The organism is Streptomyces sp. NPDC051105, assembly GCF_040682795.1.
GTDB lineage: Bacteria > Actinomycetota > Actinomycetes > Streptomycetales > Streptomycetaceae > Streptomyces.
In genome coordinates this window covers 508429-528859 of the sequence record NZ_JBFBBR010000005.1, presented here as the reverse complement: position 1 = coordinate 528859, position 20431 = coordinate 508429, and the positions used below count along the sequence as shown (strand labels likewise).

Sequence of the window (20431 nt, the reverse complement as noted above, 5' to 3'; positions counted from 1 at the left end):
ACCACCGTGCGCGCGTCCACCGTGTTCGATCCATCCGCCACGGAGCCTTCACATGTCATCCGACACCCCCGCCCAAGCCACCGCCCCCGGCATACCCGAGCGCGCGGACGTCCAGAGAACCGTCCCGCGCCGCCGGTACGGGCAGTGGGCGGCCGCCGTCGCCGGCTGCTTCACCTCGGACTCGGTCCTGAGCGGCACGGGGACGGCCCGATGAGGCCCCAGCTGGTGATCGTGGGAGCCGGTCCGCGGGGGACCGGGCTCCTCGAACGCATCGCCGCCAACGCGCCCGAGCTGTACGCCGGTCCGGGCCTCGACATCCATCTGGTCGACCCGCACCCGCCTGGCGCAGGCCGCATCTGGCGGGCCGCCCAGTCGCCGCTGCTGTGGATGAACTCGCACGCCGAGGACGTCACCATGTTCACCGACGAGACGGTGCGGATGACCGGCCCGGTACGGGAGGGGCCGACCCTGCACGAGTGGGCGGGCCTGGACGGCCGCACCTTCGCCGACCGGCAGATCCAGGGCCGTTATCTGCGGCACGTCTACGAGCGCGCCGTGGCCGACCTGCCCGAGGGCGTCACGGTGCACCACCATCCCCGTCGTGCCCTGCGGGTGAGCGGGCCGCGCGACGGGCGCCAGCAGGTCTGGCTGGAGGGCCGCCCCCGCCCGCTCCTCGCCGACCTCGTCGTCCTCGCCCTCGGCCACCTGGACGCCGACCTCGACCCCGAACAGGCCGCCCTGGCCGCGTACGCCGACACGCACGGGCTGGTCCACCTGCCGCCGGACTTCACCGCCGACAGCGACCTGTCCGCCCTGCGGCCCGGCGAACCGGTGCTGGTACGGGGGTTCGGGCTCGCCTTCGTCGACCTGATGGTGCTCCTTACCGAAGGCCGGGGCGGACGGTACGACGGTGACACCTATGTCCCGTCCGGACAGGAGCCGGTGCTGTACGTCGGGTCCCGGCGCGGAGTGCCGTACCACTCGAAGATCGGCTACGACTGGACCGGTGAACGCCCGCCTTTGCCGCGCTTCCTCGGGCCCGGTGAGGTCGACGAACTGCGTGCCCGGCCGGACGGCTTCGACTTCCGGCGAGACGTGTGGCCGCTGGTCGCGAAAGAGCTGGGCTTCGCCCACTACCACCGGCTGTTCACCGTCCATCCCGAGCGGACGGCCGTCGCCTGGCCGGACTTCGAGGAGAAGTACGCCGCCGCCGAGGGCGACGCCGAACTGCGGGCGCTGGTGACGGCCGCCGTACCGGACCCGGCCGACCGGCTCGACCTCGCGGCGCTGGACCGCCCGCTGGACGGAGTGCGGTACAGCTCGCACGAGGAGTTCCAAGAGGGACTGCGGGCCTATCTCGAGGGCGACCTGAGCCGCCGTCATGATCCGGCGCACAGCCCCGACTTGGCGGTCTTCCTCGGGCTGCTCTCGGTCTACGGGCAGTTGGTGCGGCTCGGGGACATCGGGCCCTGGTGGCACGGGTTCTTCAGTTATCTGGCCTCCGGGCCGCCCGGGCCCCGGCTGCGGCAGCTGCTCGCGCTGTCCCGGGCGGGGGTGGTCAGGTTCGTCGGCGCCGGGATGACGGTGACGGCGCGGGACGGGGTGTTCCGGGCGTCCTCGGACACCGTGCCCGGCTTCTCCGTGGAGACGCGGGCGCTGGTCGAGGCCCGGCTGCCCGAACCGACGGTCGGGCGGGCCCGGGACGCGCTGCTGCGCGAGCTGGGGACCGACGGGGCGGCCGAGACGCCCGACGGGTTGCTCCGGGTGGACCCCGCCGACGGGCGGATCCTCGACGAGGGCGGGCGCCCGCACCCCCGGCGGTTCGCGCTCGGGCCGTTCACCGACGGCCGTACGCCCGGCGCGTTCACCCGGCCGCGCACCGGAGGGCCCGCGTTCCGGCAGAACGACGCCACGGCCCGCGCGGCGCTGGCCTTCCTGCGCGACCTGACGGGCCAGGCCGCCGCCTAGCCCGAGGCGCTCGAGGACATCGACCTCCAGGTGCGGGCCGACGAGGTCACCGTCGTCCTCGGGTGCTCCGGGGACAGGCTCTACGAGCTGCCCGAGCGGCAGGTGCCGCCCGCTCCGCGGGAGGAGCGGACTCGGGCCTCGCTGTCGAAGGTGCTGTGAATCGATGGGCCGGTCGATCGACGAACCGGTGCCCGGGTGTCTAGGGGAGAGGTGGTTTCTCATGACCGGCTCGTACGGCCGGGGGCTGCATCTGGCCGCCGCCGTGGACCAGGTCGGTGTGTTCGACGCGGAGCCCTACGCCGAGTTGGCGCGGCTCGCCGAGAGCGGGGGCCTGGACTTCGTCACGCTCGACGGCCGGTTCGGGTGGGTGGAGAGCGACCCGGTCGCCGTCCTGGCGCAGGTGGCTCCGGCCACCCGGCGGATCGGGCTGGTGCCGTTGGCGACCGCCCCGGGGACCGCCGTCGCCCACCTCGATCAGGTCAGCCGGGGCCGGGCCGGCTGGTGGAGCGACGCGCCGGCGCCCTCGCCCGGGCATCAGGTCCGGGTGGCCGACGGCACCGAGGGGGCCGCCCTGCGGATCGCCGCCCGGTACGCCGATGTCGTCCTGGTGCGGGCCGCGAGCTCCGCGCAGGCCGCCGCCGTACGCGACGAACTGCGGGACCGGGCAGGCGAGTTCGGGCGGGAACCGGACGCGTTGCGGGTGCTGGTGAGTCTGGTGGTGGATCTGGGGGACGGGGAGCGCGCGGCCGAGCCGGGGCACGGTGGCGGCGGCCCCCGGCAGACCGTACAGGGGCCGCTGTACCGGGGCGGTCCGGTGGACCTCGCGGAACTGATCGCCGGCTGGCACGGTGAGGGCGCCGCCGACGGCTTCCACCTGATCCCCGCCGAACCGCGCCGCGATCTGGAGCGGCTGGTCAACGGCACCGTGGCGCTGCTCCAGCATCGCGGGCTGTTCCGCACCTTCTACCCGGGCAGCACCCTGCGCGAGCACCTGGGCCTGGCCCGGCCCGCGGGCCAGTTCGCGGCACCCTGATCGAGGACCGACCGGGCGGCCGGCTGTGGGCGGTGTTCGCCGACGTCACCAGCGGGGCCGGCGGTTACCGTTTCAGGTTCAGCTATTCGGCCGCCCCGGGCGCCGACGGCTCCACCCTCGTCGACCTCGACCGGGCACAGCCGTCGCCGTGCGCCCTCGCGGACCACTTCATCTGCCCCTTCGCGCCGCCGGGAACAGGCTGGGCCTCGCGGTCGAGGCGGGGGAGCCCCCAGTGTCCTGAGGGTTTCGCGGATATTGTGACCGGGCGTCAACTCGCCCGGATCACGACGAGATCACACAAAGTCGGCATGGTTCGAACACAGTCGCACGGCCGAAAGGCACTCTTGCGGGTACCGGCCGTTCGCCCGAATACTCCCCCTCAGCGCTTGTCAGGGGCATTGCGTGTCCGGAACCCGGACATCATCCCTGGCTGCGCCTCACGGGCCCCGACCCCACGCGGGCCCCCTGATTCCCCTGGGAGGGAACGAAAAGTGAGGATCAAGCGCACCACCCCCCGCAGCGGTATCTCGAGACGGACCCGGCTGATCGCCGTGGGCACCGGTTTCCTGGCCGCGGCAGCGTTCGCCGTCCCCACCGCGAGCGCGAGTCCCGTCCACACCTTCAGCGCGAGCGAACTGAAGGCCGTGAACAGCTCCGTTCTGAAGGCGGACGTCCCCGGCACCGCCTGGGCCGTCGACAGCAAGACCCACCGTGTCGTCGTCACCGCCGACTCCACGGTCTCCGCCGCCGAGATCGCCAAGATCAAGCGGCAGGCGGGCGCCGACGCCGGCGCGATCACCATCAAGCGCACCCCCGGCACCTTCAAGAAGCTGATCACCGGCGGCGACGCCATCTACGGCGGTGCCTACCGCTGCTCGCTCGGCTTCAACGTGCACAGCGGGAGCACGTACTACTTCCTGACCGCCGGGCACTGCGGTGAGGTGGCCTCGACCTGGTACAGCAACTCCGGCCACACCACGGTCCTGGGCACGAACGTGAGCTACAGCTTCCCGACGAACGACTTCGCGCTGGTCAAGTACACCAACACCTCGATCGCGCACCCGAGCGCGGTCGGCAGCCAGACCATCTCCAGCGCGGCCACGCCCAGCGTCGGGACGACGGTGTACCGCCGCGGTTCGACCACCGGCACCCACAGCGGCCGGGTCACCGCGCTCAACGCCACCGTCAACTACGGCAGCGGTGACATCGTCTACGGCATGATCCAGACCACGGTCTGCGCCGAGGGCGGCGACAGCGGCGGCCCGCTCTACGGCGGTTCCGTCGCCTACGGTCTGACCTCCGGCGGCAGCGGCGACTGCACCTCCGGTGGTACGACCTTCTTCCAGCCGGTCACCGAGGCGCTGAGCTACTACGGCGTGAGCGTCGGCTGACGATCCTCCCGGATCCGTTCTCCCAGTGGTCCCCCGTACGCAACCGGCGTGCGGGGGCTCCCTTTTGAGCGGGTGCCGGAGTTGCCGTCGAGGGACCATTGGAGTCACCCCCTGGGGGTCGGCATGGTCGAGGCGCTGGTGGCGGCCGGAGCCGCTCTCGTGGCCCGGCAGGCCGAGGCCGACCGGGAGCGCCGGGCCCGGGTCATCAACGCCGACGCCGAACTGCAGGTCTCCAAGAAGCTCGCGGAGGCGGCGAAGGAGATGTCGGAGCAGCCGGCCGCGCTCCAGCTACGGCTGCTGCAGACGTGGTGGCGGTCGCCGCCGAGAAGAACTCGACCATGGTGCTGACGTTCCCGGTGGAACTGCTGCGCTTCCTGGAGCGGGCCCAGCAGCAACTGCCGTCCGGGGCCGAGGGGGTCCGCGGTGGACAGGGTCAAAGGCGAGCCCGGCGAGGCTGGAGGGGCGAATTCCGGCCAGGGGTGAGTGTCACTCTCCGCCGAGAGTTACTCGCCCGTAGTGTTTGCAGTGCGAAGCCTCCTGGGGTGACTGTGAACGGTCCGGGCACCGGGGGCGCACAACATCCGCGCACGCGCGACCTGAAGTCGACCTTGTGTGCTCCCTGTGGGTGTCGGAATAGTAGGCGCCCGTCAACCGGCCTTCCGGCCCTGAGGTCCCCACAACCTTACGGGCCGACCCCCCACAGGAGGACATGAGTTGAAGCACCGACGCATACCCAGGCGCCGGGCGGCCCTCGCGGGCGCGGGGACAGCCGCGCTCGTCGCCGCCGGAGTGACCTTCCAGAGTGCGAACGCCAGCGAGCCCGCCAAGGTCGCCGCACCGCAGATCCTGTCCGCGCCGGCGGCCGGAAAGCTCGCCTCGACGCTCGCCGCCGACCTCGGCACCGACGCGGCCGGCACGTACTACGACGCCCAGACGAAGAACCTCGTCGTCAACGTGGTCGACGACACCGCCGCGGGGACCGTCGAGGCCGCCGGGGCCAAGGCGAGACTCGTCGCCAACTCCCTCGCCGAACTCGACGGCGCACGGACCACGCTGAAGCAGGACGCCACCATCCCCGGCACCTCGTGGGCGACCGACCCGGTCACCAACAAGGTCGTCGTCACCGCCGACAAGACGGTCGCCGGGGCCGCGCTGAGCAAGCTCACCAAGGTCGTCGACGGGCTCGGCGAGAAGGCCGAACTGCGGCACTCGAAGGGGGAGTTCAGGCCCTTCATCGCCGGTGGTGACGCGATCAGCGGGTCGGGTGGGCGCTGCTCGCTCGGCTTCAACGTGGTCAAGGGCGGCGAGCCGTACTTCCTGACCGCCGGGCACTGCACCGACGCCATCTCCAGCTGGTCGGACTCCTCCGGCAACGTGATCGGCCAGAACGCCCAGTCCAGCTTCCCGGGCAACGACTTCGGGCTGGTCAAGTACACCTCCGAGGTGGACCACCCGAGTGAGGTCGACCTCTACAACGGCTCCACCCGGAAGATCACGGGCGCGGCCGAGGCGACCGTGGGCATGAAGGTGACCCGCAGCGGCTCCACCACCCAGGTCCACGACGGCACGGTCACCGGTCTCAACGCCACCGTGAACTACTCGGAGGGCACGGTGAGCGGGCTCATCCAGACCGACGTGTGCGCCGAGCCGGGCGACAGCGGCGGCTCGCTCTTCTCGGGCGGCAACGCGATCGGCCTGACCTCGGGCGGCAGCGGCGACTGCACCTCCGGCGGGGAGACGTTCTTCCAGCCGGTGACGGAGGCGCTGTCGGCCACCGGTACCCAGATCGGCTGACCCGCGCCGAAGCCCCGAGATGCCCCGCCCCTGGAATTCCCCTCCGGGAGGCGGGGCATCTCCATGCCGTGCCGTGAGCCCGGGCAGCGTGCGCCGGAGACAGCGTGAGCCCGGGCAGCGTGAGCCGGACAGCATGAGTCGAACGTGCGTGTGACCTGGGCGGTCCTGTCGTGCTCGCGACTCGGCAACCGGTCGAGGGGCCGGCGGGCGGGGGAGCGGTGCATCGGAGGAACGGTGCATCGGAGGAGCGGTGCATCGGGGAGCGGTGCACCGGAGCTCGGTGCACGCTGGACTAGGGAGGTGCGTCGCCGTGCCGCACAACGAAGCCGTCTCGCCGGGCAAGGGTGCCGCCGTGCTGGAGGCCCTGTTCCACCAGTCGCCCACCGGCCTGCTGATCCTGGACACGGAGCTGCGCATCCTGCGGATCAACCTCATCAGACCGGTTCTGCACGAAGCGCGCCGGGGACAGATCGTGGGCCGGCACGTCACCGACGTGTACGACCTGTCGGCACCCGGTGAGGTGGAGGCGATGCTGCGCGGCGTACTGGAGACCGGCACGCCGGTACGGGGGCGACTCGTGGGGGTGCGTCCGAAGGGCGAGCCGGGGCCGGAGTACCTCTTCTCCGTCTCGGCGTCCCGTCTGGAGGACGCGCAGGGGAGGGTGTGGGGCGTACTCACGGAGATGGTCGATGTCACCGAGTGCGAAAGGGTGGGCCTCCGGATGCGGGTCCTCGGCTCCGTGCGCGAGCACGTGGGACGGACCCTCGACGTGGTCGCCACCTGCGAGGAACTGGTGCGGGCCGTGGTGCCGGACCTCGCCGACATCGCCGTGGTGGAAGTGGTGGACGCCGTGGTACGGGGCGAGGAACCTCCCCTGAGCCCGCTGGGACCGGAGGTGCCGCTGCGCCGTGCCGCCTTCCGCCACAGCGGCGGCGAGGAACAGATCCAGGCGCACCCGGTGGGCGACGTACGACCGCTGCCGTTCCCCACGCCCTACGCCCAGACGCTGACCGACCTCAAGCCCCGCCTCGTCGTCCTGACACCCGACACGCCCTGGCTGGCGACCGACCCGCCACGCGCCGAGGCGATCCGCGTCTCCGGTGCCCGCCTCCTCATCACGGCACCCCTGACCGTGCGCGGCACCGTGCTGGGACTGCTGAGCCTGTACCGCACCGACCAGGCGGACGTCTACGACGAGGGCGATGTCACCCTCGCCCTCGAAGTGGCCGCTCACACCGCGCTGTGCATCGACAACGCCCGCCGCTACACCCGCGAACACACCATCGCCCTGACGGTCCAGCGTCACCTGCTGCCACCCCACCCCGCGCCGCGGAGCACCGTCGAGACCGCGTACCTGCATGTGCCGTCCCAGGTGGGCGGGGGCGGCGGGTTCGACACCTTCGCCCTGTCTGGTGCCCGCACCGCACTGGTGGTCGGGGAAGTCGACGGCCAAGGCATCCACGCGGCCATCACGATGGGACAGATGCGGACCGCCGTGCACTCCCTGGCCGCTCTCGATCTGGAGCCCGACGAACTCCTCGCCCGCCTCAACGACACCTCCCTCAGCCTCGCCGAGGAGCGCGCGGCGCTGCCGCCCGGCGATCTCGTGCCCCTGACGGGAAGCTGCGCGTACGCGATCCACGACCCGTTCGCCCAGACCTGCACCGTCGCCCTTGCCGGGCATCCCCCACCCGTCATCGCCCATCCCGACGGGACCACCGAGGTCCTGGACCTGCCGAGCGGACCTCCCCTGGGCAGCGCCGGGGGCCCGCCCTTCGCCGCCGCCACGGTCCCCGTCGCCGACGGCAGCGTCATCGCCTTCTACACCGCGGCCCTGCTGCACACCTCACCGTCCCCCGACACCCTGCGACGGGTGCTGGCCAGCCCCGGGCGGCCCCTGCAGGATCTGTGCGACGAGGTGCTCTACCAGCTGCGGAACGACACCCGCCACAGCGACGTCATCCTCCTCCTCGCCCGCACCCACCCGTTCCCCGCCGGCCAGGTCGCCACGTGGCGTCTGGGCCACCACCCCAAGGCCGTCGCCAAGGCACGCACCCACGCCCGCCACCAGCTCGTCCGATGGAGCATCGACGAGGAAACCGCCTACACCACCGAAATGATCGTCAGCGAGCTGGTCACCAACGCCGTCCGCTACGGCGCCCCGCCCGCCCAGCTACAGCTCATCAAGGACCGCACCCTCACCTGCGAAGTCCACGACAGCAGCTCCCTCGCGCCACGGCTGCGCCACGCGAAGACCGTCGACGAAGGAGGGCGCGGCCTGTTCATCGTCGCCCAGCTCGCACAGAACTGGGGCGTCCGCCATACGCCCGACGGCAAGACCGTCTGGGCCGAGCAGTCCCTCCCGCCCCCGGCCCGCCCTCGGCACCGGCCCTAGGCCGGGCACCGCTGTTTCGCGCCGTCGGCGGGCCGCGTGGTCCGTAGCCGATGTCGTGGGAGGTCGGGCCGGCCCGCAGCGTGGCTTCATGGTGCTCCCGCTCCCGCCGTACCGCGATCGGGGGACCGGTGGCCGAGCGGACCTGGACGTTCTCGACGGGTCACCACGGACGTCGGGCGCACGAGAAGCCCCGGCTGGACGGGGGAGACCAGCCGGGGCCGTAGATGGTGGCGTGCGGAGGGCGGTCGCCTCTCGGCGAGGGGCTCCATGGGGCTTCAGCCGGACGATCGTCCCCATGGGCTGTAGGTGAGGCCCGGGGACACTGTCCCCTCCGCAGCCACGTGTAGATGAACGGCCCGCCGCCCAGGGGTGTTCCCACCCGTCGGTTCTGTCGTGGTGACCTGCGGCACACTCCTGGCAGGAGCCACGGCCGCCGTGCCGCCTGCCCTCGGCCGACTGGACGGAGAACCGTCCTGAGCAGCGTGTCCTTCTGCCTCGCCTCCGCGGCGTCCCCTCCGTAACCGCCGGGTGGACCGTAGGAGTTCGGACTCACTCGCTACACAAGTGACCCACTCGCTACACAAGTATTGAGAAGTATTGATAAGACAATCGTTCATCCGGACAGATGGCGCTCCCGCGCTGCTACCATCCGACGGTGCCCACACGCGCGACACACACGTCCCTGCTGTCTGCTCTGAGGCCCCAGAACCAGGACCGTCTCTACGACTTCTACCGGGACCTTCGAGACGCCGAAGACCTCTACTGGGACCGCCACCTGAACGCCTGGGTCGCGACCGGTCATGCCGTGGTCAGCAACACGGCGAGTGATCCCCGCTTTTCCTCGGTGCGCTATCCGGACATCGAGGCGGTCTCCGAGGAACTACGGCCACTGGTCCGGGTCCTGAGCCGGCAGATGCTCTACAGCGACGCCCCTGACCACGCCCGGCTGCGCGCCCTGCTCAGCAGAGCCTTCACCCCCCGGGCCGTGGCCGCACTCCGCGACCGGATCTCCGACACCCTCGATCAGATCATCACCCGCGCAGCACCGACCGGCCGGTTGGACATCGTCGCCGACCTCGCCCGCCCGCTGCCCCTGGCGATCATCTGTGACCTCCTGGGCGTACCGGAAGAGGACCGACCCGCAGTGTCCTCCTGGTCCGACCCGGTCGCTGCGGCCATCGGCAGTTCCCGGCTCGACGCCGACGAGAGCCGGGCCGCCTCGCAGAGCATGGAAGAGATGCTCGCCTATCTCCGGGAACTCCTCACCCGCAAGGACGGCCCGCCCGCCCCGCACACCCTGCGCGCCCTGCTGGACACCGGAACCGAGAACCCCGACCAGGACTTCGACGAACTCCTCGCCAACTGCGCCCTGCTCCTGATCGCCGGCCACGAGACCACCACCCACTTCATCGGCAACGCGGCCCTCGCCCTCCTGAAGCACCCGCAGGCCGCCGACCAACTGCGCGACCGGCCAGACCTGATCCCCGCGGCAGTCGAGGAACTCCTGCGCTACGACAGCCCCGTGCAGCTGATGCTGCGGCGGGCCCGGCACGACCTGGACCTGGCGGGTCGCTCCATCACCGCCGGCCAGGCGGTACTCCTCGTGTGCGGCGCCGCCAACCGGGATCCGGCGGCCTTCCCCGACCCCGACGTGCTGGACTTCCAACGACCCGCCGGGCGTCATGTCGCCTTCGGATACGGGCCGCACTTCTGCCTCGGCGCGGCGCTCGCCCGGCTGGAAGGCGTCACCGTACTGGAGGCGCTCCTCACGCGGCTGCCCGACTGGAGGCTCGACGGCGCTCAGCCGCGCTGGCAGCGCAGTCTCAACTTCCGAGGACTGACCAGCTTGGACGTCGCCTTCACTCCGCCCTCCGAGCATCACGACCCCGGTACGCAGGTCTCGGCGACCTCTTGACCTTCCAAGCCTCCCCGGCGTCAGTCGTGGGCGGTCACACCCGTCGCGCGCGTACCGGGTGAGCGGACCCGGGGGCCGTTCGAAGCCCCCGGCCGGACATCCGCTACGACCGAACGGCGAGCGGGGCCGTGTTTCGACGACATCCCCAATGGTTCCCCCGGAGCGGGTCGCGCTGCAGGTGGCCGGTTCCTGCCGGTCACTTCGGTCGTTCGGGCGTCCTGGATGTCGGTCTGCGGCCGGGCGAGCCGCCGACCATGGAAGTTACGGACGGGAGTTGAGGCCGCCCAGGCCGCTCACGCGGCGGGCCGCCGCAGAGGGCTCGCCTCGCCGCCGGCTGACGCCGCCGTCGGCAGTGCCTCTTCCCGGCTGCTGTCGGCCATCACCGCGCGGGCGGTCGCGGCCAGGCGGGACGCGGCCGAGCACGCGTCCGGGAGCCAGGCCAGAACCAGCTGGGTGGCCGGGTATCCGTGGACGGGCACCGCCCGCACGGATACGCCGAGGCGGTCACGGACGCTTTCGCCGACGACGACTACGAGCAGGCCGAGAGCGACGCGGTCGGCCATGGCGTCCAGCGGCTCGTTCGGCAGTTGCGCCGCGTAGCCCGGCAGGGCCTCCACCGCGGTGAGTTCCAGGAACGGGCGGTCGGCCAGGGGGTGGCCCGCCGGGAGCAGGACGACCGGCCGCTCCTGGCCGAGCTCGATCGTTTCGAGACCGGGGGTGGCGGTCGACCGGCACATGAGGGCGACGTCGGCGGTGCCGTCCCGAAGCGCACTGATCTCGTCGTAGGTGAAAACGACGTCGGTGAGCACACCGTCGGGGCCCTGTGCGGCGGCGAGCAGGGCGGGCAGGACGCCGGGGCCGGCGGCGGGCCGTACCGCGATGGTGACCTGTTCCTGCTCGGCAGCTTTACGCGCCTTGCGTACGGCGGTGTCCATCGTCGCCAAAATCGTGCGGCACTCGGCCAGGAAGACCTCGCCCGCGGCGGTCAGCCTCACCTGTCGGGTGGTCCGTTCCAGCAGAGGGACGCCCACACGCCTCTCCAGGTGGGCGATGGCCCGGGAGAGGGGTGGCTGCGTGATGCCGAGGCGCTCCGCGGCCTTGCCGAAGTGCAGCGTTTCGGCCACGGCCACGAAGTAGCCGAGTTCCCGGGTCTCCAGCTCATTCATGCGTCCAAGGTATTGCCTGTTGCGCAGAGAGTCATTGCTCCGCCGTAGGCATCCTGGTCAGCTTGACCGTGTGCCGCCCAGGCAGCGGCCAGGTGGGCTGCTTATGCCGAATCACACGGAAAAAGAAAAGTGGAGCTATGAAGGCTGTTCAGTACCAGAACTACGGCGGGCCCGAAGTCCTTGAAGTCGTCGATATTCCGGATCCGAAGATGTTCGCCGATCTCGTTCTGGTGAGAATCGAGGCGGCGGCGCTCAACCCTGCGGATCTGGCATTCCAGAGCGGTGCCGCGGATCCTCTCGTGGACTCGCTCTTTCCGGTGACGCCCGGGTGGGATCTGGCCGGGGTCGTCGAGCAGGTGGGAGTCGCGACGACGGGATTCGGGCCGGGCGACGAGGTCATCGGGTTCGTCCGCGGCCAGGCCATGCACTACGGCACATACGCGGAGAAGATCTCGGCCGAACCGCGTCAGCTCGTCCGCAAGCCGAGGAACCTGAGCTGGGCCCAGGCCGCCGGGCTGCCGCTCGCCGGGCTCACCGCCTACCAGGCGATCGTGCACAGCCTCAAGGTGACCGCCGGCGACACCGTACTGGTGCACGGGGCGGCGGGAGGCGTCGGACACCTCGCCGTCCAGATCGTGATCGCGCGGGGCGCGCGGGTGATCGGGACGGCCTCCGAGGCCGGCCAGGCGTTCGTCGAGTCCCTGGGAGCGACGCCGGTGCGCTACGGCGACGAGCTCGTCGAGCAGGTGCTGAAGATCGCTCCGAACGGGGTCGACGCGGTGCTCGACACCGCGGGGCGCGGCTCCCTCTCCACCACGCGGGCACTCGCCGCCCTCGGGGCGCGGGTCGCTTCCATCACCCGATCCGCCACCGAGTACGAGGGCGCCATCGATGTGTACGCCCACCTTGACGGCGACGACCTGACCCGGCTGGTTGAGCTCGCCGAGGAGGGGAAGATCACGGTGCACGTCGACCGGGCATTCCCCCTCAGCCAGGCTGCGGAGGCCCAGCAGGTGCTGGCCGGCGGACACGTCCGGGGCAAGATCGTCCTGGAGAACGGCAGGTCGGTGTGAGGAACGTGCAGCACAGTCCGGTCATCACCGTGGTCACCGACATCGCCACTCCCCCCGAGGATGTGTGGAGGGAACTGACCGACTTCGCCGGATACGCACAGTGGCACCCCACACTGCGTTTCGTCGAGGTTCCGAAGGAAATCCTGCCCGGAACCCGACTGCGGGCCCAGGTGTCGCGGGGGGCCGAGAACGACGGGGAATACCGTTTCACGGTCGTCCACTACGAGGCACCGCGACGGATTGTCTGGGAGGGCGGCATTCCGGATGTCCTCATGGGCAGACATTCCTTCGTCCTCGAACCCCGCGCCGGCGGAACGCGATACACGGAATCCGAGGAGTTCACCGGCACGGCCGCCGTGGCGACCGTAGAGCCCGCCCGACCCAGATGGAGGAGGACTATGCGAGCCACGGCAGGGCCTTGAGAGAACGACTCGAATCCGGCCACTGACGGCCCCGCACAGTCCACACGCCGGGCGCCCGCCCGCGCACCGCAACACCTCCACGCCCGCAGACCGCGCTTCCCACGAGCCGTGGTCCGCGGGCCACGGCGCCCAAAGGCGCACAGGGCGCCATCACCACAAGGAAAAGCAATGAACGGCACGTCGGCATCAACGGCCCGCCGGAAGAACCGACGGGCCGTCACGCAAGATCGAGGCTGAGCACTCCCATTGAACGCGACTAGTGAACGCGGCTACCGTGAGATGAAACGGGTGCTGTCAGTTCTCGTTACTCGGGAGGGTGCGGGTACGCGGGCTGCGGCTTCCGGGCGGCGCGTCCTTGCGTTGCTCAGCGAGGGCCGTCTCCGTGAGGTGTCGGGTGGCGATGCGGGCCAGTGTGTGGAGGGCCGCTTGCGCCTCCAGATGGTCGAGGCTGTCGACGCCTTCCACCAGGAGGGGGCTGTCGCTCGTCAGGCGGGTCCAGCCGGTCTCGTCGCGTCCCACCTCGAGCGTGATGACCCCGCCCGTCGGCAGAGTGAGAGTGACGCTCGCTCCGTCGGCCACCGCATGTCGGCCGGTATGGAGGAGGGATTGTCGGTACCCGGCGGAGCTTGCCGTGAGTTCGGCTGGTTCGGTGATGGCGGCCAAGGCCCGGCGGCTGTGGTGCGCAAGCTTCTCCCCCTCGTCCGCCAGGCCGGGCAGTGTCTCTCGGGGTGTCCAGCCGGGCCCCTGGTCCGTCGGCGGTTCCAGCACGTCGGCCACGGTCTCCAGGGCGCTCGACGCGGCCAGCGTCGCGCGTACAAGTGGATCGTCGGGGTCATGGGTGAAGGCCGGCCGGGCGACGGCGTCGGCGATCCTGGCGACGGTGCGCACCGATTCGCCTCGGAGGGGAATTCCGCCGGCCTTCTGGGGGCCTGAGATCTCCTGCCCGCGAGAGCCGGGGCTGATGGCTCGGGCGGCCAGATCGGCGTAGACGGTGTCGCGGCTGACCCTGGCGAGGCGAGCCAGCTCGGCAACGTTGCGGGTGCCGGTGCGCCAAGCGGCGGCCACGGCGTCGGCGCGGTCCTCGCTGAGCCGTTGCCGGCGCTCGGCCCAGGCGATGAGCTCGGACAGGGCGGCGATGCGTGCTGCTTCGTTCGGTTCAGTCACACCGACGACAGTATGTCGACTCGGTCGACATGTCGAGTGATCCGACATGTCGAGGGACCCTACATGTCGAGGGACACGACATGCCGGTCTGCTGGCTGGTGGTGAACAGAGCCCCGGCCAGTCCCTGGTCGCCGGCCCGGACTCCGCTGGTGATCGCGATCGACGCCGTCGGCAGGGCGAGCCCGACCCCGGCCGCGGTCAGCACCAGGCCGGGCAGCACCGCCGCGGGGTAGCCGGCCCCGGCGGTGACGTGGGTTCTCTCCAGGTGATCGTGCGGTGGTCGGGGGTGTCAGTTGCGCAGGAAGCCCAGGGTTTGCGCGACGAACAGTTCGTGGTGCTGGAAGATGGCGCCGTGTCCGGAGTCGGGGTAGATGCTCAGCTGGACGTTGGGCAGCATCCGGGCGAGGTGGAACGAGCTGATGGTGGGCAGCATCGTGTCGTCGTCGCCGTTGACGACCAGGACGGGCTTGTTCACGGCGGCCAGGGCGGCGGGCGAGGTGCCCTTCTCCCACTTGGCCAGGGCGGTCAGCTGGGCGCCGATCGTCTCGTCGGACACCGGTGCGTCGCGGTCTGCCGTGCGTTCGTCCAGGCGGGCGAGGAAGCTGTCTGCGGCTGCCTGGCTGGTGGCGGTCGGTGAGAAGAACAGGAAGTGCTTGGGGTGCTTTCCCTGGGCGCTCGCCTTCTCCAGGGCGGCCTGCAGAACGGCCCCCGTGCCTGCGGGGCCTTCGTCGCCGGCGGGCGTGGTGCCGGCCAGCACCACGCGGCGGACCAGGTCGGGTCGCCGCTGGACGATGACCTGGGCGACCGCGCCGCCGAGGGAGAAGCCCAGCAGGTCGACCGTGCCCAGCCCGAGCGCTTCGATGAAGGCCGTCGCGTCGTCGGCCATGGCCTCGATGCTGTCGGGGGTGGTGCCGCCGGAGCCGCCGACGCCGCGCAGGTCGACCAGGATGACGCGCCGCTCGGCCGCGATCCCGTCGACCACCGCGGGGTCCCAGTCGTCCAGGACCGCGGTGAAGTGGTGCAGGAACACCACCGGAACGCCCGTGGCCGGACCCAGCTCGCGGTAGACGAAGGGCGTCCCGCCCACGTCCACGGTCTTGGTGACGGCGTCCTTGCTGGTTGCAGGCATGGCTGTGCTCTTTCTGTCGCTCCGTGCCGGTGACGGCGTCTGACCCGCATAGCGTAACGCTCGTTATATAACGAGCGCTACCCTAAGTTGGCGGAGAGAGCCGGAGACGCCGAAGGAGGGAATCAGGGTGAGGTACTCCAAGGAGCACAAGGCCCAGGCCAAGGCCGCGATCGTGCGCGAAGCGGGCCGCACGCTCAAGGAGAACGGTTTCCACGCCGTCGGCGTCGACGCGCTTGCCGCCTCGGCCCAGGTCACCTCAGGGGCCCTCTACTCCAATTTCGCCAACAAGGAAGCTGTCCTCGAAGAGGTGGTGGCCGCACAACTCGGCGTCGAATTCGCCGGCCTCGCCGACCAGGAGCCGGCCGAGCGGCGACGCATGCTCGGCGAGATGCTCCGCCTCTACCTCAGCGACCTGCACCGCGAGGACCCCGGACACGGCTGCGTGATGCCGTCGCTGAGCGCCGACGTGGCACGAGCGGGCGACCCGGTCCGCGAGGCGTACCGGCGCCGGATGGTCGAGGTGGTCGCGCTCCTGGCCCCCGCCATGCACGGCACGCAGGAGGAACGGGAACAGCAGGCCTGGACCCTTCTCGCCTCGATCGTGGGCGCGGTCACCCTCGCGCGGGCCCTGCCCTCCGGCGACCACGCCCAGGCCGTACTCGACGCCGTGCTCGCCTCGGCCCTGCGATCAATCACCGACGAGCCCTGATACGCAGGCCGTGGGCGGGCGGCCGAGTTGTTCGCCTGGAAGGAACCGCCGACGAGGTCCTCGGACCCGTGACACCCAGGTGTCCGAGGACCTCATTCACTCAACGTCAGCCGTTCAGGATCGCCTTGGCGACCTCATCAGGGTGGGTGAGCATGCCCTCGTGGGTCCCGGGAACCATCAGGGGTTCCAGTCCCAGCCGTGCCGCGAACTCGGCACCGGGCAGGGGAAGCGCACGATCGTCCTGGCCGAGGATGTAGAGCGCGGGAATGCCGAGCTCGGCCACGCTGGGGACATCGAGCGCGTCCAGGAAATAGGCGCCGGGCTGCGGCGTCAGCAGATCCGCCACCAGACGCTGGGTCGCCTCTTCGACGTCCTGCATGAAGAGGCCCTGGACCCACTGCAGCGTAGGCGGGATCGAACGCGTCGGGGATGCGTCGATCAGTCCCCGCAGCATCGCTGCCGCCTCCGGAGGATTGTCCTCCACCAACGACCTGCCCCGCACAGGCACCTGCGCGGCGTAGTAGACGACCCTGGAGACCTTGCCCGGCAGACGGTGCGCTGCGCCGGCCAGCGGATAGCCACCCCAGCTGTGACCCACCAGGGTCACCTCGGTGCCCAGCTTCTCCACCTCGGACACCACATGGTCCACCGCATCCTCGAGCCCAAGACCCGCGGGATCGTCACCGTCACCCAGGCCGGGCAGAGTGAGACAGACCGCACGGTGACCCGCGGCACGCAGCCGCTCGGCAACCGGACGCCAAGACCATCCCCCATGCCAGGCACCCGGGATCAGCACATACGTGGAATTGATTTCGGTCACTGCAATCCTCTCTAGGTCAAGTGGGCGTCCTCGGAAGAAGAAACAGCGGAGGGCCGTTGGCGTCCGTGTCGGGCGAGGACTCACCCGTCATGCGGCCGCCCGGCGTTACCGGCTGGACGGCGATAGGCGCCGTACCACCAGATGTTTCCGAGCTCACGGGCCAGTGCGGCATCGCCGGTCCCGTCGTCCACGCTGATGTGATGGGCGATGGCCTGGGCTCCGCCCCAGACGATGACCCTGCTTGCGGCCACGGCGTCAAGGTCGGCCGGCGTCGCTCCGCTCCGCTGCTGCTCCACGAGCGTCGTGAGCACGGCCTCGTCGAATCCCTCCAGATCGGCCGAGTAGAAGTCCCGCATGTCCGGGTCGTAGGAAGCGACTTCTCGAACCGCCGAAAGCACTGGATGGTGTGCCCGGTGGAGGGCGAGCACCTCCTCGAAGAACTGCGTGTACCTGGCCGCGCCGTCCTCGCCCGCCCCGGGATCCCACTGCCGGGCCAAGGCGAGAGACCTGTCCCTGACCTTCTGTGCGAGCCGCCTGAGGATGTCCGGCTTTCCCTGGAAGTACGCGTAGAACGTAGCCCGTGACACTCCGGCTTCTTCGATGATGCGTTGAACGCTGATCTCCGTGAAGGATTCACCGGCGTTGAGGAGCTTTTCCACCGACGAGAGCAGCTTCGCCTCTGTTGCCGCGGACCGCCGCTCGTGATCATGAGTTCGGCGTCGCGTCACCGACGTCATGGTCGCCCTCCTCCCATGCAGCCGCCAACGGTGCCTGCCCGTGGTGCCGGACCGTCCGGCCGGCCGCGCACAGCATACGTGATGTTCATACACACTGTTCAGTGTTCGGCCGTCGGTGTGGAGGGAGGGTCCCGGCAGGAGCGGAGCAAACCGGTGTTGCTGCCAGAAGTTCCGACATCCGGCAATCTCGGCCGACGCGGGGCCAGGGCGGCCGTCTCGTGGCCAGGTGACCGCTCGTGAACCTTGAAGAAGCCGAATCCGAGCCGCGGTTCAGACCGCGCGGCGGTGGATCCACCAGACACACAGCCCGGCGAGCGCGGCCGCCAGCAGCAGACACAGGCCGGTCTGCGCCCACTGGAGGGGCCAGAGTTGGGATGCCGGATGGAACTCCGCCCAGCGGCCGGTCCTGCCGTGCCGCACAAGACACTTCGCGTAGTCGTCGGCCGCGTAGCAACTGGGCAGATCCGGCACGCGTCGCCCGGCGGCGTCGGTGAGGCCCTCGGAGAGCACCCACGCGTTCGACGGAGCCGCAGAGGCGGTCGGCTGCTGAACCGTGGCCAGGGTGGTGGGCAGCAGATGGCCTCGGAGCGATGCGAGCAGATACATCGCACCCGCGCTCAGGACCACGGTCGCGCCCATCGCCAGGACGGTACGGCGCACCATCAGGCCCACGGTCACGCCGAGGAGCAGGGACAGCACGGACAGGCCGACCACCACGGGGCCGATGCCGTCGTACGGATACCACTGCCACCAGGGGAACGAGCCGCCCAGCAGGTGCCCGGCCGGCTGCCACCACCACGTCATCGCGGCGGCGATCGTCCCGCTGATCACCACCGTCACGGTCACGGGTACGAGCAGTTTGGCTGCGAACCAGCGCAACCGTGTCACGGACTGCGTACACACGGTCCGGTAGGTACCTGACTCCAGTTCCTGCGCCAGCTGGGGGCCGCCCAGGAAGACGCCGAAGACCAACGGCAGCGCCAACATGACCTGGAGCGGTCGGCGCATCGGGAACTGGTAGGTCTGCGTGAAGGCCATGAGCTTGTTGGAACAGGCGCCGGCTCCGATCTCGGTGCCCCGGCAGGCGTCGAGATTCCCCTGGGCGATGGCGTGCGCCATCTCCTGATGCCGCACGACGGCGTAGACCGCGACGGCGGCCGCGACACCGAGACCGGCCCAGAACGCCAGCCGGTTCTGCCGCCAGACCAGCCAGGTCAGCCCGCGCAGCCGTAGTCCGTACCTGGTCGGGGCCGATGGGCGGGAAGAGATCGGGAACGTCGCGCTCACGCCGTCACCTCGTGGCGTGAGCCGGGACGCGCGGTGGACGTGATCAGCGGTGCCGCGTCGTCCGTCCGCAGGTGGGCCAGCAGCAGCTCCTCCAGGCTCGGCAGGGTCGGCTCCGTCTCTGCCGGAAGCGGGCCGCGCGGGCGGATCAGCGCCGTGGTGCGGCCGCCCGCGCTGCGGGATTCGACGGTCACCTGGCCGGGCAGGTTCGCCAACCGCTCCGCCTCCGTGTCGGGGCCGGAGACCATCCGGTGGGCGCGGATCAGTTCGTCCACGTCGCCGGCCAGTCTGACGGTGCCGCTGCCGATCAGTACCAGGAAGTCGCAGACTCCCTCGAGCTCGGACACCAGGTGGGAGGACATCACGACGGTCGAGCCGTGCTGGACGGCCTCGGCCATCAGCGTGTCCATCATCTGCCGCCGGACCAGCGGGTCCAGATCGGCCATCGGCTCGTCGAGCAGCAGCAGCCGCGGACGTTTACCCAGGGCCAGAGCGAAGGCCACCCGGGTGCGCTGGCCGCCGGACAGGGTGCCGACCCTGGCGTCCATCGGGACGTTTCCCGCGGAGATGATGCGTTCGGCGGTCTCCTGGTGCCAGGTCGGATTCAGCTCACGGCCCATGCGCAGGATCTCGGAGACCCGGAAACGCGGATAGAGCGCCTTCTCCTGGCTGAGGAACGCGGTGTGCCGCCGGGCCTCGGCGGACCGGGCCGGATGCCCGCCCAACCGGACGGTGCCGGTGCTCGGCTCCAGCAGACCGGCGGCCAGCGACAGCAACGTCGTCTTGCCGGCGCCGTTCGGGCCGACCAGCGCGCAGATCCGGCCGGCCGGCAGCCGGAACGAGCAGTCCCGCAACGCCCAGCCGCGCTTGTAGCGCCTGCCGAGTCCCACCGCCTCCAAAGCCGGGGCCGCGCTCTCCGTGGTGTGCCCGGACGGACTCTCTCGCAGATCAGTCATGGTGGGGCTGCCTCTCCTGCGATCGGGGACCGCGCCAGAGAGCGCCGGGCATACGCGTTGCGAAAACCAGTGCCGCGCCGCCGGCGAGCACCAGAGCCAGCTTGATCAGCGACGACCCGTAGCCGGGGACTCCGAATCCCCAGAGCGTGAGATGGGCGTAGAGCCGCTGCGCCAGTGGCACCCCGCCAGAGAATGCGAGCAGTGCCCCCAACAGAAGCAGAACGTGTTTCTTCAAGGTCGGGCCCTTCGTGAAAGAGATGCGGAAGTCATGCGGTGTGACTTCCGGAACGCTAGAAGGGCCGGCCCAGGGGCGGCTTCGGCTCAAAGTCGGTGTTCGCGCCGACCAAAGGCGTAATCCGCGGGTGTGCCGGTCCGGAGGTGCCGGCCGGGTCCCGGCGGCATGGGCTTCGGGGCGGTACATCCGCCCTGGTCACAGCTCGGACCGGTCGGTTCAGGCGATATACCAAAGTCTGCG

At 70.6% G+C, this 20431-nt stretch carries 19 protein-coding genes and 2 pseudogenes; 14 read left to right on the top strand and 7 right to left on the bottom strand.

Annotated elements, in window-relative coordinates:
• Positions 1 to 52 precede the first annotated feature (52 nt).
• From AB0N16_RS16085 to AB0N16_RS16040, 10 genes and pseudogenes are all read left to right on the top strand, one after another.
• The gene (locus AB0N16_RS16085) at positions 53 to 214 is read left to right on the top strand and encodes a hypothetical protein (protein ID WP_365797033.1); all 162 of its coding nucleotides are present in this window, start codon (positions 53 to 55) and stop codon (positions 212 to 214) included.
• Positions 211 to 1968, top strand: a complete 1758-nt coding sequence (locus AB0N16_RS16080; RefSeq protein WP_365797031.1) for an FAD/NAD(P)-binding protein — start codon at positions 211 to 213, stop codon at positions 1966 to 1968. The genes AB0N16_RS16085 and AB0N16_RS16080 overlap by 4 nt, the downstream gene beginning before the upstream one ends.
• A 30-nt stretch (positions 1969 to 1998) precedes the next feature.
• Positions 1999 to 2127 (top strand): hypothetical protein, encoded by a 129-nt coding sequence (locus AB0N16_RS16075; RefSeq protein ID WP_365797029.1) that lies wholly within the window; start codon positions 1999 to 2001, stop codon positions 2125 to 2127.
• A gap of 61 nt (positions 2128 to 2188) precedes the next feature.
• The gene (locus AB0N16_RS16070; RefSeq protein WP_365797027.1) at positions 2189 to 3001 is read left to right on the top strand and encodes an LLM class flavin-dependent oxidoreductase; all 813 of its coding nucleotides are present in this window, start codon (positions 2189 to 2191) and stop codon (positions 2999 to 3001) included.
• Positions 2998 to 3183: pseudogene (locus tag AB0N16_RS16065) on the top strand (DUF1684 domain-containing protein); the annotation flags it as partial. The gene AB0N16_RS16070 and the pseudogene AB0N16_RS16065, both read left to right, overlap by 4 nt.
• A gap of 309 nt (positions 3184 to 3492) precedes the next feature.
• Positions 3493 to 4392 carry a S1 family peptidase gene (locus AB0N16_RS16060; protein WP_365797025.1) on the top strand — a complete coding sequence of 300 codons (900 nt, stop codon included), beginning with the start codon at positions 3493 to 3495 and terminating at the stop codon, positions 4390 to 4392.
• A gap of 159 nt (positions 4393 to 4551) precedes the next feature.
• A pseudogene (locus tag AB0N16_RS16055) lies at positions 4552 to 5105 on the top strand (hypothetical protein); the annotation flags it as partial.
• Between the two features lies 1 nt (position 5106).
• Positions 5107 to 6186: a S1 family peptidase gene (locus AB0N16_RS16050; protein ID WP_365797023.1), complete on the top strand. Its 1080-nt coding sequence runs from the start codon at positions 5107 to 5109 to the stop codon at positions 6184 to 6186.
• 310 nt (positions 6187 to 6496) lie between these two features.
• Positions 6497 to 8581, top strand: coding sequence for a SpoIIE family protein phosphatase (locus AB0N16_RS16045; protein ID WP_365797021.1), 2085 nt, complete (start codon positions 6497 to 6499; stop codon positions 8579 to 8581).
• 655 nt (positions 8582 to 9236) lie between these two features.
• Positions 9237 to 10496 carry a cytochrome P450 gene (locus AB0N16_RS16040; protein ID WP_365797019.1) on the top strand — a complete coding sequence of 420 codons (1260 nt, stop codon included), beginning with the start codon at positions 9237 to 9239 and terminating at the stop codon, positions 10494 to 10496.
• 293 nt (positions 10497 to 10789) lie between these two features.
• Here the strand turns inward: AB0N16_RS16040 and AB0N16_RS16035 are convergent, their stop codons facing one another.
• On the bottom strand, positions 10790 to 11662 hold the full coding sequence (locus AB0N16_RS16035; protein WP_365797017.1) for a LysR family transcriptional regulator: 873 nt from the start codon (positions 11660 to 11662) through the stop codon (positions 10790 to 10792).
• A gap of 137 nt (positions 11663 to 11799) precedes the next feature.
• On the opposite strand from AB0N16_RS16035, the gene AB0N16_RS16030 reads away from it, so the two are divergent.
• Both AB0N16_RS16030 and AB0N16_RS16025 read left to right on the top strand, forming a co-directional pair.
• A complete protein-coding gene (locus AB0N16_RS16030; RefSeq protein ID WP_365797015.1) occupies positions 11800 to 12735 on the top strand; it encodes an NADP-dependent oxidoreductase in 936 nt (311 codons plus the stop codon).
• 29 nt (positions 12736 to 12764) lie between these two features.
• Positions 12765 to 13157 (top strand): SRPBCC domain-containing protein, encoded by a 393-nt coding sequence (locus AB0N16_RS16025; protein ID WP_365797013.1) that lies wholly within the window; start codon positions 12765 to 12767, stop codon positions 13155 to 13157.
• Positions 13158 to 13451: 294 nt separating this feature from the next.
• Here AB0N16_RS16025 and AB0N16_RS16020 read toward each other — a convergent pair whose 3' ends face one another.
• Entirely contained in the window at positions 13452 to 14321 is an 870-nt protein-coding gene (locus AB0N16_RS16020; protein ID WP_365797012.1) for a hypothetical protein, read from the bottom strand.
• 80 nt (positions 14322 to 14401) lie between these two features.
• Here AB0N16_RS16020 and AB0N16_RS16015 point away from each other — a divergent pair, with 80 nt between their 5' ends.
• Positions 14402 to 14554 (top strand): hypothetical protein, encoded by a 153-nt coding sequence (locus AB0N16_RS16015; RefSeq protein ID WP_365797010.1) that lies wholly within the window; start codon positions 14402 to 14404, stop codon positions 14552 to 14554.
• 56 nt (positions 14555 to 14610) lie between these two features.
• On the opposite strand, the gene AB0N16_RS16010 is transcribed toward AB0N16_RS16015, so the two are convergent.
• Positions 14611 to 15450, bottom strand: coding sequence for an alpha/beta hydrolase (locus tag AB0N16_RS16010; RefSeq protein WP_365797008.1), 840 nt, complete (start codon positions 15448 to 15450; stop codon positions 14611 to 14613).
• A gap of 127 nt (positions 15451 to 15577) precedes the next feature.
• Here AB0N16_RS16010 and AB0N16_RS16005 point away from each other — a divergent pair, with 127 nt between their 5' ends.
• Positions 15578 to 16159, top strand: coding sequence for a TetR/AcrR family transcriptional regulator (locus AB0N16_RS16005; protein ID WP_365797006.1), 582 nt, complete (start codon positions 15578 to 15580; stop codon positions 16157 to 16159).
• 106 nt (positions 16160 to 16265) lie between these two features.
• Here the strand turns inward: AB0N16_RS16005 and AB0N16_RS16000 are convergent, their stop codons facing one another.
• The 4 genes from AB0N16_RS16000 to AB0N16_RS15985 form a co-directional block, all read right to left on the bottom strand.
• Entirely contained in the window at positions 16266 to 16979 is a 714-nt protein-coding gene (locus AB0N16_RS16000; RefSeq protein ID WP_365797004.1) for an alpha/beta hydrolase, read from the bottom strand.
• An 80-nt stretch (positions 16980 to 17059) separates the two neighbouring features.
• On the bottom strand, positions 17060 to 17716 hold the full coding sequence (locus tag AB0N16_RS15995) for a TetR/AcrR family transcriptional regulator (protein ID WP_365797002.1): 657 nt from the start codon (positions 17714 to 17716) through the stop codon (positions 17060 to 17062).
• A gap of 270 nt (positions 17717 to 17986) precedes the next feature.
• Entirely contained in the window at positions 17987 to 19003 is a 1017-nt protein-coding gene (locus AB0N16_RS15990; RefSeq protein ID WP_365797000.1) for an ABC transporter permease, read from the bottom strand.
• Positions 19000 to 19956, bottom strand: a complete 957-nt coding sequence (locus AB0N16_RS15985) for an ABC transporter ATP-binding protein (protein ID WP_365796998.1) — start codon at positions 19954 to 19956, stop codon at positions 19000 to 19002. The genes AB0N16_RS15990 and AB0N16_RS15985 overlap by 4 nt, the downstream gene beginning before the upstream one ends.
• Between the last annotated feature and the right edge of the window lie 475 nt (positions 19957 to 20431).

What these genes read in the sequence shown, in the direction of transcription:
- AB0N16_RS16085 (WP_365797033.1), top strand. Translation starts at nt 53, where the DNA reads ATGTCATCCGACACCCCCGCCCAAGCCACCGCCCCCGGCATACCCGAG.
- AB0N16_RS16080 (WP_365797031.1), top strand. Translation starts at nt 211, where the DNA reads ATGAGGCCCCAGCTGGTGATCGTGGGAGCCGGTCCGCGGGGGACCGGG.
- AB0N16_RS16070 (WP_365797027.1), top strand. Translation starts at nt 2,189, where the DNA reads ATGACCGGCTCGTACGGCCGGGGGCTGCATCTGGCCGCCGCCGTGGAC.
- AB0N16_RS16035 (WP_365797017.1), bottom strand. Translation starts at nt 11,662, where the DNA reads ATGAATGAGCTGGAGACCCGGGAACTCGGCTACTTCGTGGCCGTGGCC.
- AB0N16_RS16030 (WP_365797015.1), top strand. Translation starts at nt 11,800, where the DNA reads ATGAAGGCTGTTCAGTACCAGAACTACGGCGGGCCCGAAGTCCTTGAA.
- AB0N16_RS16015 (WP_365797010.1), top strand. Translation starts at nt 14,402, where the DNA reads ATGCCGGTCTGCTGGCTGGTGGTGAACAGAGCCCCGGCCAGTCCCTGG.
- AB0N16_RS16010 (WP_365797008.1), bottom strand. Translation starts at nt 15,450, where the DNA reads ATGCCTGCAACCAGCAAGGACGCCGTCACCAAGACCGTGGACGTGGGC.
- AB0N16_RS15995 (WP_365797002.1), bottom strand. Translation starts at nt 17,716, where the DNA reads ATGACGTCGGTGACGCGACGCCGAACTCATGATCACGAGCGGCGGTCC.
- AB0N16_RS15985 (WP_365796998.1), bottom strand. Translation starts at nt 19,956, where the DNA reads ATGACTGATCTGCGAGAGAGTCCGTCCGGGCACACCACGGAGAGCGCG.